This window comes from Corynebacterium sp. HMSC06D04 (genome assembly GCF_001807315.1).
In the GTDB taxonomy this organism is placed as follows: Bacteria; Actinomycetota; Actinomycetes; order Mycobacteriales; family Mycobacteriaceae; genus Corynebacterium; species Corynebacterium simulans.
Genome location: NZ_KV788554.1, coordinates 26949 through 44445, shown reverse-complemented (window position 1 = coordinate 44445; position 17497 = coordinate 26949). Strand labels below are relative to the sequence as shown.

Annotated in this window: 12 protein-coding genes and 1 pseudogene; 4 read left to right on the top strand and 9 right to left on the bottom strand. The window is 59.2% G+C overall.

Translation table 11 applies throughout. The features are described from left to right. The first annotated feature begins 177 nt into the window (after nucleotides 1-177). The gene (locus tag HMPREF3155_RS08815; protein ID WP_070433117.1) at nucleotides 178-1488 is read left to right on the top strand and encodes a hypothetical protein; all 1311 of its coding nucleotides are present in this window, start codon (nucleotides 178-180) and stop codon (nucleotides 1486-1488) included. 8 nt (nucleotides 1489-1496) lie between these two features. Here the strand turns inward: HMPREF3155_RS08815 and HMPREF3155_RS13150 are convergent, their stop codons facing one another. Continuing rightward, nucleotides 1497-2039: a three-helix bundle dimerization domain-containing protein gene (locus tag HMPREF3155_RS13150; RefSeq protein ID WP_061925057.1), complete on the bottom strand. Its 543-nt coding sequence runs from the start codon at nucleotides 2037-2039 to the stop codon at nucleotides 1497-1499. A 291-nt stretch (nucleotides 2040-2330) separates the two neighbouring features. Here HMPREF3155_RS13150 and HMPREF3155_RS12700 point away from each other — a divergent pair. After that, nucleotides 2331-2721: pseudogene (locus tag HMPREF3155_RS12700) on the top strand (type I restriction enzyme endonuclease domain-containing protein); the annotation flags it as partial. Here HMPREF3155_RS12700 and HMPREF3155_RS08800 read toward each other — a convergent pair. Both HMPREF3155_RS08800 and glf read right to left on the bottom strand, forming a co-directional pair. Beyond that, a complete protein-coding gene (locus tag HMPREF3155_RS08800; protein WP_070433134.1) occupies nucleotides 2718-4208 on the bottom strand; it encodes an ATP-binding protein in 1491 nt (496 codons plus the stop codon). The pseudogene HMPREF3155_RS12700 and the gene HMPREF3155_RS08800 overlap by 4 nt on opposite strands. Nucleotides 4209-4466: 258 nt before the next feature. Further along, nucleotides 4467-5663 (bottom strand): UDP-galactopyranose mutase, encoded by a 1197-nt coding sequence (gene glf / locus HMPREF3155_RS08795; protein ID WP_070433115.1) that lies wholly within the window; start codon nucleotides 5661-5663, stop codon nucleotides 4467-4469. 204 nt (nucleotides 5664-5867) lie between these two features. Here glf and HMPREF3155_RS08790 point away from each other — a divergent pair, with 204 nt between their 5' ends. Further along, nucleotides 5868-8027: an N-acetylmuramoyl-L-alanine amidase gene (locus HMPREF3155_RS08790; RefSeq protein ID WP_070433114.1), complete on the top strand. Its 2160-nt coding sequence runs from the start codon at nucleotides 5868-5870 to the stop codon at nucleotides 8025-8027. 35 nt (nucleotides 8028-8062) lie between these two features. On the opposite strand, the gene HMPREF3155_RS08785 is transcribed toward HMPREF3155_RS08790, so the two are convergent. From HMPREF3155_RS08785 to serS, 6 genes are all read right to left on the bottom strand, one after another. Beyond that, nucleotides 8063-8899: a Cof-type HAD-IIB family hydrolase gene (locus HMPREF3155_RS08785; protein ID WP_062043078.1), complete on the bottom strand. Its 837-nt coding sequence runs from the start codon at nucleotides 8897-8899 to the stop codon at nucleotides 8063-8065. A gap of 121 nt (nucleotides 8900-9020) precedes the next feature. Next, nucleotides 9021-10568: a glycerol kinase GlpK gene (gene glpK / locus HMPREF3155_RS08780; RefSeq protein WP_062043075.1), complete on the bottom strand. Its 1548-nt coding sequence runs from the start codon at nucleotides 10566-10568 to the stop codon at nucleotides 9021-9023. A 45-nt stretch (nucleotides 10569-10613) separates the two neighbouring features. Beyond that, on the bottom strand, nucleotides 10614-11354 hold the full coding sequence (locus HMPREF3155_RS08775) for an MIP/aquaporin family protein (protein WP_061925072.1): 741 nt from the start codon (nucleotides 11352-11354) through the stop codon (nucleotides 10614-10616). A 27-nt stretch (nucleotides 11355-11381) separates the two neighbouring features. After that, the gene (locus tag HMPREF3155_RS08770; protein WP_070433113.1) at nucleotides 11382-13094 is read right to left on the bottom strand and encodes a glycerol-3-phosphate dehydrogenase/oxidase; all 1713 of its coding nucleotides are present in this window, start codon (nucleotides 13092-13094) and stop codon (nucleotides 11382-11384) included. Between the two features lie 353 nt (nucleotides 13095-13447). Further along, nucleotides 13448-15268 carry a lysophospholipid acyltransferase family protein gene (locus tag HMPREF3155_RS08765; protein WP_070433112.1) on the bottom strand — a complete coding sequence of 607 codons (1821 nt, stop codon included), beginning with the start codon at nucleotides 15266-15268 and terminating at the stop codon, nucleotides 13448-13450. 140 nt (nucleotides 15269-15408) lie between these two features. Then, complete coding sequence (gene serS, locus HMPREF3155_RS08760) at nucleotides 15409-16665, bottom strand: serine--tRNA ligase (RefSeq protein WP_061925081.1); 1257 nt, start codon at nucleotides 16663-16665, stop codon at nucleotides 15409-15411. A 65-nt stretch (nucleotides 16666-16730) separates the two neighbouring features. Between serS and HMPREF3155_RS08755 the strand changes: the two genes are divergently transcribed. Beyond that, on the top strand, nucleotides 16731-17465 hold the full coding sequence (locus HMPREF3155_RS08755) for a GntR family transcriptional regulator (protein ID WP_061925084.1): 735 nt from the start codon (nucleotides 16731-16733) through the stop codon (nucleotides 17463-17465). Nucleotides 17466-17497: the final 32 nt, after the last annotated feature.

Below are 17497 nucleotides of genomic sequence, written 5' to 3'. Positions count from 1 at the left end.
ATATTCAGTCAAACAGCCTAGTGGTTTGTGGCCGATAACCTCGCTCCCACACGGATTCATGGCTGCAGTGACGCGTATTTAATACAATCCGGCCGTGAGCACTACGATTGATCCGAGCCTAAAGAGCCATAAATGCGCTCGCATTCTCCATCTTTTAAGAGCGGACTCTTTTATCTAATGAAATATCTCTTCCAGCTACTCGCCGTAGCTTTCTTGCTGGTGACGCTGCCAGCAACGGCACACGCCGCTACGCCCACGGTGGAAATTTTTGATGAAGGTAATCTGCTTTCTCCCTCGGATGAATCAACTCTGCGCCAGGAATCGGAGGCACTCGACCTACCTCCTGAGGTAAGCCGGATTCTGTACTTCACCTATGAGCACAACCACGAGGATGTATCGACTGATGCATTGGAATACCTGCGAGACAACGCCCGCGGCCTGCTGAACCCGGATGGACGCAGTCTTAGGGAAGGAACGCTGCTCATCGGCGTTGGTTTGGAGCCAGTGTCATCGACTGCCCGTTGCAGTACTGACGTGTGCGAGGCGATTTCCATCGAGGCGCCGGGACGCCTGGACGGTATTCTGGACCAGATGGAAGCGCCGGTGCGCGGCGGCAACTACACCGTCGGCCTGCTTTTAGCGGCCAAGGCTGCGGGCGATCCCTCTATCTCCCGCGAATCGACCACGGGGCTTCCGGGCTGGAGCATCTTCATCGCGATATCAGTGCTGGCGGTCACGATGCTCGTGGCTTCATTTCTGTATTCGCGCAGGGTAACCGCCCGTCGACTCCTCGAACAGCTAGATTTCAACCGTGGTACCCTCCCGGCTGCCACAAAGTTCATCATCGAGGGCGACAAAATCGTCGCGGGACTTAATACCCCGCTGATTAACGAAGCCTTCAAGGCTCAATGGGAACAGATCAAGGCTGACTATCGCCGGGTAAAGCCGAATATTGTGGCACTGGATTCGATGGATCCTTCGGCTAGCACTTCCCTACTTTTCCAACACAGCAGGTCGATTACGCAGGGTTACCGCCAGTTGCGCCGACTCAGCACTGCGAAGGCGCAGCTGGATGATCTCCAGCGCATGGCTAAGGGCGAAAAACTCACGCGGTCAACTGAGTTGGCATGGTTGAAAGCAGATATGCAGAAAGCTTCTGCAGTGGCAAAAAGCGGAGACCTTCCGGCGACGAGCGCGATCAGCGCCCTTCTCGAGCGCATTGAGATCTTGGAAAAGGATCTTTCTCGCGCGGATTTCTCGGCGCAGTTCGCGCGCCTTCTCGCCGACTACCGGCCCATCATCGGCGCGCTGCCCGAGCGGCTTTATGCCCACGGCGAACTCAATCAACAGCGCTCAGTTCCGCCGCAACTAGGCGAGCAGGATTGGCATCCAGGCATGGGCACGCACTACATGCCCTATAACTACGCCGAGTTCTGGGTAGCCAACAGCGCTATTGATGAAAAACTGCCGCCAGCCTATCGCTTCTAGTTGTGAGATTAGGCTTTGACAGGGGCCTTATCGCCCGCTGGCTCGATGCCCAGCTTGCCCAACATATAAAGCACGCGTGCGCCGAGGTCGTCGATAAGTTCGCGCTCTTCCTCTGGCGTATTGGCCGCAGCGATATCCCAAATCTTGATGTCCTTGCCAGCTTCGTCGCGCGGGATGTCGCGGCCTAGGTATACGATGAAGTCAGGCATGCTGACCATGCGGTTGTTGGGGTCAACCTCGGTGTGAAAATGGGCGGCGTCGACAAACAAGGCGTCACCGGCCTGTTCCTTGGTCAATTCAACAACCTTCTCCGCAAGGGCGTGGTTGGTGCCAGCAGAGAAACGAACATGGATGCGGTGCCCGCCGAAGTATTCTTTTACCTCACGTTCAACCAGAACAGGGATGAATTCTTCGACCGTTGCACCGGCAGTATGGCGCGCGATTGCCGCGTCTACCTCGGCGTCGATTTCAGCGGCAGCGTGAGTGTTGCCGTACAGGTCGTGGAGGTCCTGGCGCAGGGTCGCGAGGCGGTGATCATTGAGATGCGTCATGGTACTCACCCAATTACTTTCTGTTCTCTGTTTGTTAACCTAGTGTTAACTTTACGGAGTTTCACCCCCGCATTCAACACCGACCCGCGGCACACGTAAACCGGCAAAGCGCCGGCGTACAGATACAAAAAGCCCGCCGAAGAAGATTCAAAGCTCCTCGTCGGCGGGGATTTAAGCAGGCAAGCTGTTTTAGTGGCCGCGCTCCTGTTCAAGCGCCTTGCCTTCATTCCAGAACGGGGCCAGCTTGTTGTCGAACATGCTCAGCGCAGAAGCGATCGCCATGTGCATGCCATCGCCGAACTCATCCGCCCGTCCAAAGCGATTGTCAAGGACAAGCAATCGCGGTGAACAATTCACCCCGCCACTAGGCAATGACGAGCTCACCTTCTTCGACGCGGTGTCGACAAACGAATCCGCAACCGAGCTCATGGACGAAGTTCTTGCTGAAATCGCACGCCAGCTCGTTTCCATGCTGCGTCGCGATGCAAAGACCGACTGAACAGTACGCGATGACGTACGTGCGAAACTACGCCGCTCGGTCCGCAGGTTGCTTCGCGACTACAAGTATCCACCGGACAAGGCACCGGAGGCCATCAAGCTCGTGCTTGAACAGATGGAGAAATTCGCGCCGAGGTATTCAGCGGCGGCGCACGAACAAGGTGACGTTGAACGCCGTGGTTAGCCCTGCAGCCGATAGCGCTGCTTCGGGCTCTTCAGCGGCTCAGTGCGCACGATGACGCCTTCCTCAACAAGTTCGTTAATGGTCCTGCGCACGCCGTTGAGGGACAGCCCTGCAGCCGCTGCCAATTCGCGGCTGGACGCTGTCCTGTGTTCGCGCAGATAGTCGAGCACGCGCCCGCGGGTTCCGCCACCCAACGCCGCGGTGCGCTCCGGGGTAGTCGGATTTCGCCGCGCAAAGGTGAGCTCAAATTCGGTTAATGAATCCCGTGGTACCGGCGGCGGCAGCAGCTGCCGCTCCAGTTGGTCGAGAATCTCGATATATCCGGTACCACGATTTTCCGCAATGTACCCGTCTCCGTCACCGGCAGGAGTCACCTCCAGCAACGCAGACAAATGCTGATTGCGCGCGCTAGACATACCCGCAGTGCCCAATCGATCAACGGTGACCGTTCCATAAAGACCACCGGGGTTAAGGATCTCCAGCCGGTCGACATACAGGTTCACTTGTACCTGCGTGCCCCGCGCCTGCGGCGAATAATCACGGTGCATAAGCGCATTAGCGACTGCCTCACGCACAGCCTCCGGAGGGTAGTCCGGCAAGTCCTTACGGAAGACTCCCTCGATTACGCCTCCGACGCGCATATTGCGTCGGACTGCCCGCACGGCATCCGCGACCAGCACCGGAATGGGCCCCACCAGACTTTCGTTGTCGAGGAAGCGCTGCTTGCCTATTCCGGCCGATTTATCGGTGCCGGGATATGCTGCAAAGGTCACGTTGAGCCGCGGGAAAAACTGTTGCGGGTAAGTGCCCGCTGCCATAAGTCCGCCCAGAGTTGGCACTAGTTTTCCGTTGTCATTCCGGGTAATCAGGTGGAGCGCTAACATCGCCTCTTCATCGCTCAACCGTCCAAAAATGCGTTCATGGATGGAGCACTCGCGGGCCAAGATCTCGGCCACAATGTCAGGATCCAGATCGTCGATGTCAGCAGCCGGAACCGGCTCCAGATCCCATTCCGGCTGGGTCTTGTTTTCCTCCAGCCTGTCGATCTCGTATGGCTTTAGTACGCGGTCCCCATCATGGACCCGGATATAGCTGCCGTGATACTTCGACTGAGAAACGACCCAGCAAGGCTTCTCAAAAGGAGCACATTCGGGAATGGTGCCAACGACAATGCTCGCGCCCTCCCACTCAACAATGTCGATCTGGGCGCGAACCGACGGGGTCACGAGGTCTGCACATGCGCCAGCCAGGGCATCCGCCATGGCGGTAGCATCAAAGCCTGGTACCGGAACGAACCCGTTGTCTTCATCCAGCCCCAAGATGATGATTCCACCGGTTCCGTTAGCAAAGGCAGAGATAGAGCGAACAAGCTTCTTGGGAAAACCTCCCGCAGCTGCCTTGACCTCTACGGCGCGCGTATCGGTGCCCTGAGATCGCAGGCTCCCAATGATCTCGGCGATCTCCGCCTGGTCATCGTCCCAGACCACAATCACTCACCCCTATCAGCGCTCAACGCTCCTGAACACCCTCAAACACTACACACAACACTACACACACTGTGGTGTGTTGTGTAGTGTTCGCACGTGTTCCTCGTCCAAAATCCTCAAAGTAAGGGTTGATTTCGCAGGTCAATCATAGCTTTCCCGGCCTGCGCAACACTACATACAACACTCCACCCAACACTCCACAGTGTGGAGTGTTGGGTGGAGTGTTGAGTGTTAAGTGTTATGTTGACGGAGTTCGGCTTAGTGGCCGCGCTCCTGTTCGAGGGCCTTGCCCTCGTTCCAGAACGGGGCCAGCTTGTTGTCGAACATGCTCAGCGCGGAGGCAATGGCCATGTGCATGTCGAGGTACTGGTAGGTACCCAGGCGGCCGCCGAAAAGAACGTTGTTCTCGCGTGCCTCGGCGGCAGCGCGGCATCGATAAGCCTCGAGCTTGGTGCGGTCCTCTGGAGTGTTGATTGGGTAGTACGGCTCGTCGCCAGACTCGGCGAAGCGCGAGTATTCCTTCATGATGACAGTCTTATCTTTCGGGTACTTATCCTGCCGTTCTGGGTGGAAGTGGCGGAACTCGTGGATGCGGGTGTAGTCAACGTCAGCATCGTTGTAGTTCATCACCGGGGTGCCCTGGAAGTCGCCGGTCGGCAAGACCTCAAGTTCAAAGTCCAGGGTGCGCCAGCCCAACTCACCCTCAGAGAAGTCGAAGTAGCGATCCAACGGGCCGGTGTAAACAACCGGCGCATCCGGATTCTCTTCGCGAACTTGTTCGCGAACCTCGAACCAATCGGTGTCCAGCTGGACGTCGATAAGCTCGTGCTTCGCCATGTTCTCCAGCCATGCCGCGTAACCGTCTACCGGCAGGCCCTCGTAAGTGTCGTTGAAGTAGCGGTTGTTGAAGGTGTAGCGAACCGGCAGACGGGTGATGTTGCCCGCCGGCAGCTCCTTCGGGTCGGTCTGCCACTGCTTTGCGGTGTAATCGCGGATGAATGCTTCGTAGAGCGGACGACCAATAAGAGCGATGGCCTTCTCTTCCAGGTTCTGCGCCTCATCAACGTCGAACTCGCCGGCCTGATCCTTGATGAGCTGGCGTGCCTCATCCGGCGAGTAGTACTTGCCGAAGAACTGATTGATAAGGCCCAGACCCATTGGGAACTGATACGCGGTGCCGTTGTGCATGGCAAAGACGCGGTGCTGATAGTCGGTGAAATCAGTGAACTGATTGACGTAGTTCCACACGCGCTCGTTAGAGGTGTGGAACAGGTGCGCTCCGTACTTGTGCACCTCGATGCCGGTCTCCGGCTCCGCCTCGGAGTAGGCGTTGCCGCCTAGGTGGTTACGGCGCTCGACGATGAGCACCTTCTTACCCAATTGTGAGGCCGCACGTTCTGCAACGGTCAGGCCGAAGAATCCGGATCCAACAACGATGAGGTCATAAGAAGTCATGTACCCCACCTTATTGGAGATCGCCCTTCTCGCCGGGGATGACACCCACAAAGAACTTCATCAAGAATGCACTTTTGACGCGTGTCGGAACAGGATTAACAGAAACAACAAAAGTAACATTTTGCGCAACTGTTAACTTTCGTAATTCGGTTTGAGCTGTCTAAACCACCCGCACGCGTTACGCAAAACCTCAAGGGAGATAACGTGCAACTACGACGCCGTCTCGTTCCTACCAAGTCGAAGTGGTCCACTCCGATCATCGCTGCTGTCACCTCTGTCTCGATGGTTGCGGCTGCCGCCTTCGGCGGCCACCAAGTGCTGCGCACCCAAGAAAACGGCTCCGGCCCCATCGAAGTAGCTTCCGCCTCGACGAGCTTTGGCGACGGCGAAACCGTCGTTGTCGATGACGCTGCTATCTCTGCCCAGGGCGAAGGCGACGGCCCCCGCGCCGTCAAGCAGTTCCACCGGGACGAACCTTTCTCCATGTTCGCTGTGACCTGGAAGGGCGCTCGTGACGTCGCCGCTTTCGTGCGCGCGAAGCAGGCTGACGGTTCGTGGTCGCAGTGGTACGGCATGGACAACTCGGGTTATACCAACGACGATCCGAACGCCACTAACGGCACCGAGCTGATTTACACAGGAACCACCAACGACGTGCAGGTTTCCATCAACAACGTCGATCTTGTCTCGGGCACCAACCTGGACAAGAGCTTCGAGGAAACCCCCGTGGAAGAAGACGGTACGCAGGCCCCAGAGTCCGCGGCACCGGAAACCTCGGCACCGGCGGCGTCGGCAAGCCAGTCGCCTGCTTCCGCACCGGCGGAGGACTCCAATCAGTCCGTGATTGAACAGGCCGCGGAAGCAGCAGCCAACCCGCACCCGGCGCCGCTGCCGTACAACGTCGGTGACATTGCGGCGGTGGCTGACGTGCAGGAGATGAACACTAAGGATTCCGGCGCACAGGAATCCGGTGCACAGGAATCTGACGCGTCGGCAAACAACACCAGCACCGAGGGCATGGAGGCTGTCTTCATTGACGGCAATGCGCAGGCGGGCGAGGCTATCGAGCAGACCGCCGTCACCGACGGCATGCCAAAGGTCGTCTCCCGCGCAGGCTGGGGTGCGGACGAGTCTAAGCGCTGCATGGGGCCAGACTACGATGACGGCGTTAAGGCACTGACCCTGCACCACACCGCGGGCAGCAACAACTACACCAAGGCTGATGCTGCAGCGCAGGTGCGCGGAATCTACCAGTACCACGCGCAGAACCTGGGCTGGTGCGATATCGGATACAACGCACTGGTGGATAAATACGGCACCATCTACGAGGGCCGTTACGGCGGCCTCGATAAGGCCGTGCAGGGCGCACATGTTGGCGGCTTCAACACCAACACGTGGGGCATCTCCATGATTGGTAACTACGAAACCGCAGCACCGACGGAGCAAATGCTGAACTCCGTGGCGGAAATCGCCGGCTGGAAGGCCGCGATCTCCAACATCAACCCGAAGGGCTCCACCGACCTGGTCTCCGGCGGCTTCAACGGCTCCCGTTTCCCAGCAGGCGCGGTTGCTCACGTTCCAACCTTCCACGGCCACAATGACCTGCACTACACCGCCTGCCCAGGCCAGTACACCGTGGCACGTTGGGGCGATATCCGCAATGCGACCTACCGCAAATACCAGTCCATCAAGAACGGCACTGCCGGCTCCGGTGCGCAGCTGCCATCCAACGATGGCACCAACACGGGCACTGGCACCAACACCGGCACGAAGCCCGGCACCACGACGCCGGGTACCAATAATCCGGGTGGAAACACCGGCGGCAACACCGGTACGAACGGCGCTATCTCCTCCCTGGGCGGCGTCCAGGTGCCGGTTGCAGTAATCCAGGCGGTTGCCGGTATCGCCGCGACTTTGGTCGGCATCTTCCTGTCTCGCTCGGGCCAGAAGGTCGACGGCAATAAGACCGTCGTCGGTGGCCTGACCACCTCGGAGATTCCAAACATTGTCTCCAAGGTCGTCCAGATCTCCGGCAACCCGAGCCTGCAGCAGTCCTGGACGGCAATCCTGAACGCCTTCGGCCCGGTTCTCGGCCTCGCAGTAGGCGGCCCGGACTTCAAGGCGGGCGTTGTCTCCCAGCTCTTTGAAAACGGCGTCGTTCTCTCTTCCGAGGAGACCGGCACTCACGCCCTAACGGGCCAGATCGCTAAGGCTTGGTCCGAAGGCGACAACTCCACCAAGCTCGGCCTGCCAACCTCCGACGAGGTCTCCACTGGCAACGGCCGCGAAATCCGCGTGGACTTCCAGGGTGGCTACATCCAGTACGACCCAGCAACCGAGAAGATTAACGTCTTCACCGACTAGTTGGCAGGGGCTGACACCCCTGCAGGATTAAGGTGCTAGAACCATTGTTCTAGCACCTTTGCTACGCCCGATTGATGGTTGGCCATGGTGACTTCGTCAGCGGCCTCCTTCACGGCAGGATGCGCATTGCCCATGGCGACGCCGCGCCCCACCCACGACAGCATTTCGATGTCATTGGGCATGTCCCCAAAAGCGATTATGTCGCTGCGTTCGATGCCGAAGTTCTCCGCCAGCCAGGACACGCCCTTGCGCTTGGTCACGTTGGGGGCAGCGACTTCGAGGATGCCCTCCGTCATCGAATAGGTAACATGGGCAACCGTTGGGTCCACCCGCGGAGCAATCAGATCGTAGAGTTCAGGGGCGCTAAATTGCGTGTTGCGGATAAGCAATTTCACCGCGGGCTCAGCCGCTAATTCATCGATGGAAACGACCCCAAAGCCGTCGAAAAGCGCGTTCTCGGAATAGTGGGGCTCCACCACAAAAAGCTCTTCGACGGGGTCGGCAAGCGAGGTCCCGCCGCGTTCCGCGCCGAAGCCTGCTCCCCCAAGCGGGTCGAGCACCTCCTGCGCCAAGGCGATGACGTCTGTGATGGCCGCGGGCGAGAGTGCGTGAACATTGAGGAGCTTATCTTCCGCGGAATCGTAGATGACGGCGCCATTCGACGTCACGCATACCGGGCGGACGGGCAGCTGCTCCAGCACGGGCGCAATCCAGCGGAACGGGCGCCCGGTGGAAAGCGCAAAGTACGCACCCGAAGCCACGGCTCGGGCTATTACTTCACGGTTTCGCTTGGTGACGCGATGGTTCTTATCCAACAAAGTTCCGTCGATGTCACTGGCAATAAGGCGCGGCGCCCATAAGGAATCAACCATGCCCCACAGTCTACTTCGCGCCCGCAGGCAATTAGCACCTCCTGCAAGAAATAAGGTCCCGCACCAAAAAGATGCGGGACCTAGAGCGCGCTAGCTAATCGGGAGCTAGCGGGAGGGTTGCCTACTGAATGACGTCATCGTCTTCAGAGTCTTCCCAAGCCAGGGAACGCTTGATGGCGCGCTTCCACTCGCTGTAGAGGTTGGAACGCTCCTCCTCATCCATCTTCGGGCTCCAGACCTTGAACTCACCGCTGCCGGTGTCCAGGCTCTTTAGATCCTCGAAGTAGCCAACCTGCAGGCCAGCGGCGAAAGCAGCACCGGTTGCGGTGGTCTCCACGTTCTTCGGGCGGTGCACCTCGACGTTCAGGATGTCCGCCTGGAACTGCATGAGCAGCTCGTTGTGCGTCATGCCGCCGTCGACGCGCAGCTCGGTGATCTCCACACCGGAATCGGCAACCATGGCATCTGCGACGTCGCGGGTCTGGTAGGCAGTTGCCTCCAGAACCGCGCGGGCGATGTGATTACGGTTAGCAAAGCGGGTAAGGCCAACGATGACGCCGCGGGCATCCGGGCGCCAATACGGTGCGAAGAGACCGGAGAAGGCTGGCACGAAGTAAACACCGCCGTTGTCCTTGACGGAGCGGGCCATGTTCTCGATGGAGGCCGCGTTCGGAATCATCTGCAGGTTATCGCGCAGCCACTGCACCAGGGAACCGCCCATGGAGACCGAGCCCTCGAGCGCGTAGACAGGGCGTTCACCCTCGCGCTGGAAGCACACCGTGGTCAGCAGACCGTTCTCGGAGAACTTCGGGGTGGTACCGGTGTTCAGCAACAAGAATAGGCCGGTGCCGTAGGTGTTCTTTGCAGAACCCGGGCGGAAGCAGCCCTGGCCGAACATTGCTGCCTGCTGGTCGCCGAGGATGGCGCGAATCGGCACACCAGCCAGGGAGCCGCGGGCACGCACAGTGCGGAAGTCGCTGAGGGAAGGACGAATCTCCGGCAGCATGGAGGTAGGAATGCCCATCTCCTTGCACAGTTCCTCATCCCACTCGAGCTTTTCGATGTCCATGAGCAAGGTGCGGGATGCGTTGGTGACGTCGGTTGCGTGAACTGGCGGCTGGTCGCCGTCGCCCTCGGCGCCACCGGTCAGGTTCCACAGCAGCCAAGTATCGATGGTGCCGAAGAGCAGGTCACCAGCCTCGGCACGCTCGCGAGCGCCCTCGACGTTATCGAGGATCCACTTGACCTTCGGGCCTGCCGGGTAGGAGTTGATGACCAAGCCGGTGCGGCGACGCCACTTGTCCGGGCCTTCCTCCCCCGCCAGCTCCTTGCAGATCTGGGTGGTACGGGTGTCCTGCCAAACAATTGCGTTGTAGACCGGTTCACCAGTGTTTTTATCCCACACGACGGTGGTCTCGCGCTGGTTGGTGATGCCCAGCGCAACGATTGACTCGACGGAGACGTCGCCGTTGGCCAAAGCCTCGCCGACGGCGCGGCGGGTGTTGTCCCAGATTTCCTTCGGGTCGTGTTCAACCCAACCCTTTTCCGGGAAGATCTGCTCGTGCTCGAACTGGCCGACGGAGACCTGCTCGCCGTCGTGGTTGAAGATGATGCAGCGGGTGGACGTAGTGCCCTGGTCGATTGCTGCTACGAACTTGTTTTCGCTCATGGATTTACTCCTTGCGTATTTTCAAAGATGCGGTGAGATGCGTATTTAAGCCAAAGCCATGGAAAGGAAACCGATGGCTACTGCAGCAAGCAGCGGGGCGACGATTGGCACCCAGGCATAGCCCCAGTTGGCGCTTCCCTTGTCCTTGATGGGAAGGACGAATGCGTACATCAAGCGCGGGCCCAGGTCACGGACCGGGTTGATGGCGTAGCCGGTTGGGGTACCCAGGGAAAGGCCGACCGAAACGACGACGAATGCGACTGCGAAATACTTCAGTGCACCAATCTCACCGCCGGAAGGACCAAAGGCAATGAACATCAACAGTACGCAGGTACCGATGAACTCAGTGACCGCATTCCAGAAGTTATTCGGGTGAGCAGGGCCAGTGAAGAAGATGCCACCGGTGGAGGCGTTCGCACCGGTTTCATTGCCAGCTTCGTCGAGGTTATTGGCGTCGAAAAGCTGCTTGAAGGCCGCCCAAGCAAGCAATGCGCCGAGCATTGCGCCCAATAGCTGGCCTGCGATGTAAGCAGGAACGAGGTTCCACTCAAGGCCGCCGTTGATGGCAACCATCAAGGTCACGGCCGGGTTGAGGTGGCCGCCGGAAGGGTCCGCCACGCTGGCGCCCACGAAAACTGCCATGCCCCAGCCCAGGGCAATGACAATCCAGTCAGATCCTTTGGCACCGGAGGTGCGCAGGGTAACCAAGGCGCACACGCCGTTACCCAGCAGGAGGAGCAGGGCAGTTCCGATGAACTCCCAGAGGAAAGCATCCATTGCGGTCATGCTTTTAGTCTTTCTCTTGAATGGTCCTTATACCTGCGGCTTGCCTGCCGCGCGCACGAGGATGTCGTTTGCTTCTTGGTCGGTCAGTGCTGCTTCTGCCTGCAGCTCGGCTTCGGTGTGCTGCTTGAATGCGGCGATTTCTGCCTGCTTGGTAGCATCGTCCCAGTCCAACAGCGGAGCGACGAAGTTGGCCACCGCATCGGCACAATCGACGCCGCGGTGTGCGTACTCAATGGCGATGCGCAGGCGGCGCGAAAGGATGTCATCCAGGTGCAGTGCACCCTCGTGGGTAACGGCGTAGCGCACCTCAGCCCACAGGTACTGCTCTGCACCTGGGACCGGCTTCAGCAGCTCAGCGTCTTCTTCTGCCGGAGCAAGGACCTCGCCCAGCAGGGAGCCGTAGCGGCCAAGCAGGTGCTCGATGACGTCCTGGTGCACTCCGTAGCGCTTAGCCAAGGTCGGTACCTGGTTAGCCAGAGCGTGGTAGCCCTCGGCACCCAGGATTGGGGTGCGTTCGGTGACGGACTCTGGAGCGTCGAAAGTCAGCTCCTTTACTGCCAAGTCAACGGCATCCTTACCAATGACGCGGTAGGTGGTGTACTTGCCACCGGCAACGGAGACGAGGCCCGGAGCAACCTTGGCCACGGCGTGGTTGCGGGACAGCTTGGTGGTGGTGTCGGACTTACCGGTCAAAAGCGGGCGCAAGCCGGAGTAAACGCCGACGATGTCGGAGCGGGTAATGGTGCGGGAAACGCGCTGGTTAACCTGATCCAGGATGTAGTCGATGTCGGCCTTGGTTGGTGCCGGATCCGGCAGAGATAGACCCTTTTCCCAGTCCGTGTCGGTGGTACCGATGATCCAGTATTCGCCCCATGGAATAACGAAGAGGACGGACTTCTCGGTGACGAAGCACAGTGCAGCATCGGCGTCGAGGGCGTCCTTCGGCACGACGATGTGCACGCCCTTGGAAGCGTGGACAGTGAACTTGCCCTCCACGCCGGCCATCTCTTGAATCTTGTCATTCCACACGCCGGTGGCGTTGATGAAGACGCGGCCCTTGATGGTGGTCTCGCGGCCGGTTGCAACGTCACGGACATGCGCGCCGGTAATGCGGCCGCCGCGGTCCTTTTCAAAGCCCACGACCTCGGTGCCGGTACGGACGCTGGCGCCGAACTCGGCGGCGGTACGCAGGACGGTCATGGTGTGGCGAGCGTCGTCGACAAGCGTGTCGTAGTAGCGCACGCCACCAACCACTGCGTGATCCTTCAGGCCCGGGGCAACATTCAGCACGCCCTTGCGGGTCAGGTGCTTTTGCATCGGAACGCTCTTTGCGCCGCCCATGAGGTCATACAAAGTAAAGCCGCCGAACATCATCACGCGCTCCCAGACTGGGTGGGTCAGCGGGAAGATGAATTTCAGCGGCTTGACCAGGTGCGGAGCCAGGGTGGACATGTTGAGCTCGCGCTCATGGAGAGACTCGGCGACCAGGCGGAAGTCGAACATCGCCAGGTAGCGCAGGCCACCGTGGAACATCTTGGAGGAGCGGGAAGAGGTACCTGCTGCGAAGTCGCGAGACTCGACAACTGCGGTCTTCAGGCCACGGGTAGCGGCGTCGACTGCTGCGCCTGCGCCAACGGAGCCACCGCCGATGATGACGACGTCATATTCCTCATCGGAGTAGTTCTCCCATGCCTTTTCAAAGTATTCCGGGTTGAAACTCTGATTGCTTAGCTTTGTCATTACTAAACTCATCTCCTTTACTTGCCCCTTATGCCATCGCAATACAGTCGCCGTGCTCTCGCACGGCGCGCGCTACGGTGACAGGCGGAGCCTCATGGTCGCCCAAAGTGGTCCATTCCCCGCCTCGGGCCTTGAAGATCTTTTCTCCTGAATCTTATGTTAGGGGTCACGACAGAAAGCGCGCTGTTGCGCTACTCACTCGTAAGTTCCTCCACCGTAACCAGCATTTTTCATTAATTTTTATAAAGGAAAGAAACTTATGTCACCCCTATAAGGGGGTATAGGCGGACAAATAAAAAGAGCCTCTGGTCATATCCAGACGCTCCTTGCGGTTCCCCTAACTTTATTAAGGTCTACTTCTTCTTATTCAACTTCGCCATCGCCTCCAGCACCTCGGAGACGCCAGCGCGCTCTGCCGAGTAGGTCACGGAACCTGCTTCTTTGACCAGCTCAATGGGTGCGGTCTCCAGCGCGACCACCTGCGTGTGGTCCAAGAAAACCTCGTCTCCTGCCTCACCAGCAAAGACGATCACCTCACGCGGGGCCGCCCCCACTAGCTCAAGAATCTGCTCAGTAGCAACCCAACGACATGCCTCATCTGCAACCACGATTAGCCCCGTTGGGGTGTCCACGAAACGGGCACCGGATACTTCACCCAGGACGTCCTTCACCTCACGCAGCTCGCGCTTGATATGACCAGAGACTACTTCCCCGCCCTCGTAGGCCCATTCGACGACAATGTCGCTGTGTGCTTCGACGGCGGCGACGGTGGCGTCGGAAAGCGGGTGCATAGCAATAACCTCGGAGCCATGCTTGACGACGCCGCCCTGATGCTCAATCCTCCACAGTTCCTGCTGGATATTGGCAAAGGTAGAGTCCGGGTAAGCCGACGCCTGCGGGGACATCAGCACCAGCATCTGTGACTCCGGATAAACGCCGGCGAATGCATCGTGCAGGCGCTTGGTCACGGAACCATCCTCATAATTCAAGGTGGATTCATCTGCCACAACGATGCGCGGGATCTGCGTGAAGTGCGCCTTCATGCGGTGCGGCAGGCGGGAAACGATAAGGCGCGACTGGGTCGCAGCGCTCAACAAGCCCTGCTCCACCTTGGAGCCCGCGAAGACTTCCTTGCTACTGGTGGCGATGTTGGCCTGCGCCTCAGCCACGTCAACCTTGAGCTGTCCCATGATTTCGGTGACTTTGTCGCGGCCCTCACCCAAGCCACGAGTGGCCTCCTCGATGACGGTGTTGAGGTTTTCCTTGATCCACTCGAGTGTCTCCGGGGTGGTGCGCTTGAGCTCCTCCACCTCGCCGCTGGCCGGCTTTGCGGTAATGGCCAGACGATCCTTGACCAGCTCAGAGGTGGCTTCGGAGATGCGAGTCTTGAGCCCCATCAGGTCATCGCGCAGGCGGCGCACGCGGTAGCGCTCCGACTCGACCGCCTTATCCTCGCGCTCTGCTTCCTCCAGGCTCGGCGCTCCGCCGCCCATGCGGGCTGGAACCCAGAAAGCGCCCTTCGGCATTGGACCAAACTCCGCCTCGTAGTCCTTCCAGAGCATCTCGAGGCCTTCCTGCATGCGGCGACGAATCTCGGCGGTGTCTGCCTCGACGTCGCCAGTCGGTTTAAAAGGCTCGAGGGCACGGATAAGCAGCGGGGTATTGCTGCGGCCCAGGTTCTTCTTCTGTCCCTTGGTCCACAACCGTTGGGAGCCGAAGGTGACCGTCGGGATAATCGGCACGCCGGCTTCATAAGCGATGCGGGCTGCGCCGCCACGCATGCTGCGGATTTCGAAGCTGCGGGAAATCGTACCCTCGGCGAAGACGCCGACCAGCTCGCCGGCCTTGGCCAGCTCGATGCCTTGGCGGATGGAAGCTCCACCATCTATACGGTCTACCGGGATGTGGCCCATCATCTTCAGCAGTGGGCCCACGACTGGGGTCTTGAAGACGCCGGCCTTGGTCAGAAAGCGCACCAGGCGCTTCTTCTTATGCGGCAGAAAACCGCCGAAGACAAAGTCCATGTAACCGGTGTGATTGACCACGAGCACCGCACCGCCCTTGTCCGGGATATTCTCCTCGCCCCAGGTGCGAAACTTAAGCCCCTGCGCAATAGTAACGCCCCGTGCCAGGGTGACAATGCGTTGATAAAAGAAGTCTTTAACGGCGTTCATAGTTCTTCCCCCTGGTTAAAAATGCGGGACTTTGTGGAGGCTAAAGGTAGCTCGGACAAAACAATTACTAGTTAAGCACGACAAGTCCCCCGGATCAGGAAAACCCGGGGGACGTATATATAACTGTTAACTAATCTGCTTTAGCGCGGACGTAGAACGTCCTTGCCCACGAATGGGCGCAGCGCCTCTGGGACAACCACGGAGCCATCGGCCTGCTGGTGGTTTTCCAGGATGGCAACGAGCCAGCGGGTGGTGGCCAGGGTACCGTTGAGGGTTGCGGCGTACTGGGTCTTGCCGTTTTCGTCGCGGTAGCGGGTCTGCAGACGACGCGCTTGGAAGGTGGTGCAGTTCGAGGTGGAGGTTAGCTCGCGGTAGCAGCCCTGGGTTGGAACCCATGCCTCGTTGTCGAACTTGCGGGCAGCAGACGAGCCAAGGTCGCCACCAGCGATGTCGATGGTGCGATAAGGCAGCTCCATCGCAGCGAGCATGTCCTTTTCCATCTGCAGCAGCATCTGGTGCATCTGCTCTGCTTCTTCCGGCTTGCAGAAGACGAACATTTCCAGCTTGTCGAACTGGTGAACACGCAGGATACCGCGGGTGTCCTTGCCGTGGGAGCCAGCCTCGCGGCGGAAGCAGGAGGACCAACCGGTGTACTTGATTGGGCCGTCGCTGAGATCCAGGATTTCATCCTTGTGGTAGCCCGCGAGCGCAACCTCGGAGGTACCGACGAGGTAGAGATCATCTGCCGGCAGGTAGTAGATCTCATCGGAGTGCTGGCCCAAGAAGCCGGTGCCAGCCATGATGTCTGGGCGAACCAGAACTGGCGGGATCATCAGTTGGAAGCCAGCCTCGCGCGCCTTCTGTGCCGCGAGCATGAGCATGCCCAGCTGCAGGAAGGCACCGTCACCGGTCAGGTAGTAGAAGCGGGCGCCGCCCACCTTGGCGCCACGCTTTACGTCGATAAGCCCAAGGGACTCGCCGAGTTCCAAGTGATCCTTCGGCTCGAAGTCGAACTCTGGGATCGTGCCAACCTCTTCGAGGACGATGAAGTCATCCTCGCCGCCAGCCGGCGCGCCCTCCACGACGTTGGAGAGCTGGAACTGCAGCTCGTTTACCTTTTCTTCAGCAGCAGCCAGTTCCGCCTCGGCCTTCTTGACCTTTTCCTTCAGCTCATTAGAACCCTCCAGCAGGGCTGGGCGCTCTTCTGGGGATGCCTGGCCAATCTTCTTGCCGAAGGCCTTCTGCTCGGAACGTAGCTCGTCGGCTGCCAGGATGGCAGAACGGCGGGCTTCGTCGGCGGCCAGAAGCTCGTCAACAAGAGCTGGATCCTCACCACGGGTTACCTGGGAGGCACGGACAACGTCTGGGTTTTCGCGGAGGAACTTTAGATCAATCACGCTTAAGAGTTTAGCGCACTAAGCTGCCCTTGCAGTGGTAATAACCAGCGAATTATTATGTGTTTATGACCGCACAAATAATCACCGATGGACCCGTCCCAAAGCATGCCCAGCTGCGTGACATCCTCACCGAGCTGTGCAACACCACTTTGAAACCAGGGGACATCCTCCCAGGTGAGCGCATTCTGGAAGAGACTTATGGCGTCTCTCGCATCACGGTGCGCCGCGCTATCGGTGATTTGGTTGCCGCCGGACGCCTGCGGCGCGTGCGCGGCAAAGGCACTTTCGTCGCCCCTAATCCCCTAGTATCTCGTCTGCATTTGGCCTCATTCTCCGATGAAATGGGTGCCCAACGTGTCCAGGCCTCCAGCAAAATCCTCTTGGGCGGCCGCGCGTCAGCCCCGGATGAGGTGTCCGAGTTCTTCGGCGCCGATCCTTCCGTGACGCATACCCACCTGCGCCGCCTTCGCTTGGGCGATGGGGAGCCCTATTCCATCGATGACGGTTGGTATAACTCTGCCTTTGTTCCCAACCTTCTGGAAAATGACATCTACAACTCGGTCTACGCCATCCTGGACTCCAACTTCGATCTGCCAATCACGGAGGCGGATCAGACGGTCACGGCGATTGCGGCGGATGCGGAGATAGCGCAGCTTCTCGACGTCGAGCCCGGCACCCCACTGCTGCACATCATCCGCAAGTCCCGCTCGGGCGATCGCCCAGTTGAGTGGTGTTCTTCGGTCTATCGCACCGACCGCTACCGGCTTACCACGCGGGTAAGCCGCGCTCTCGACACCTAAGAGATAAGAAGAATCCCAGGCAGGCGGGTACT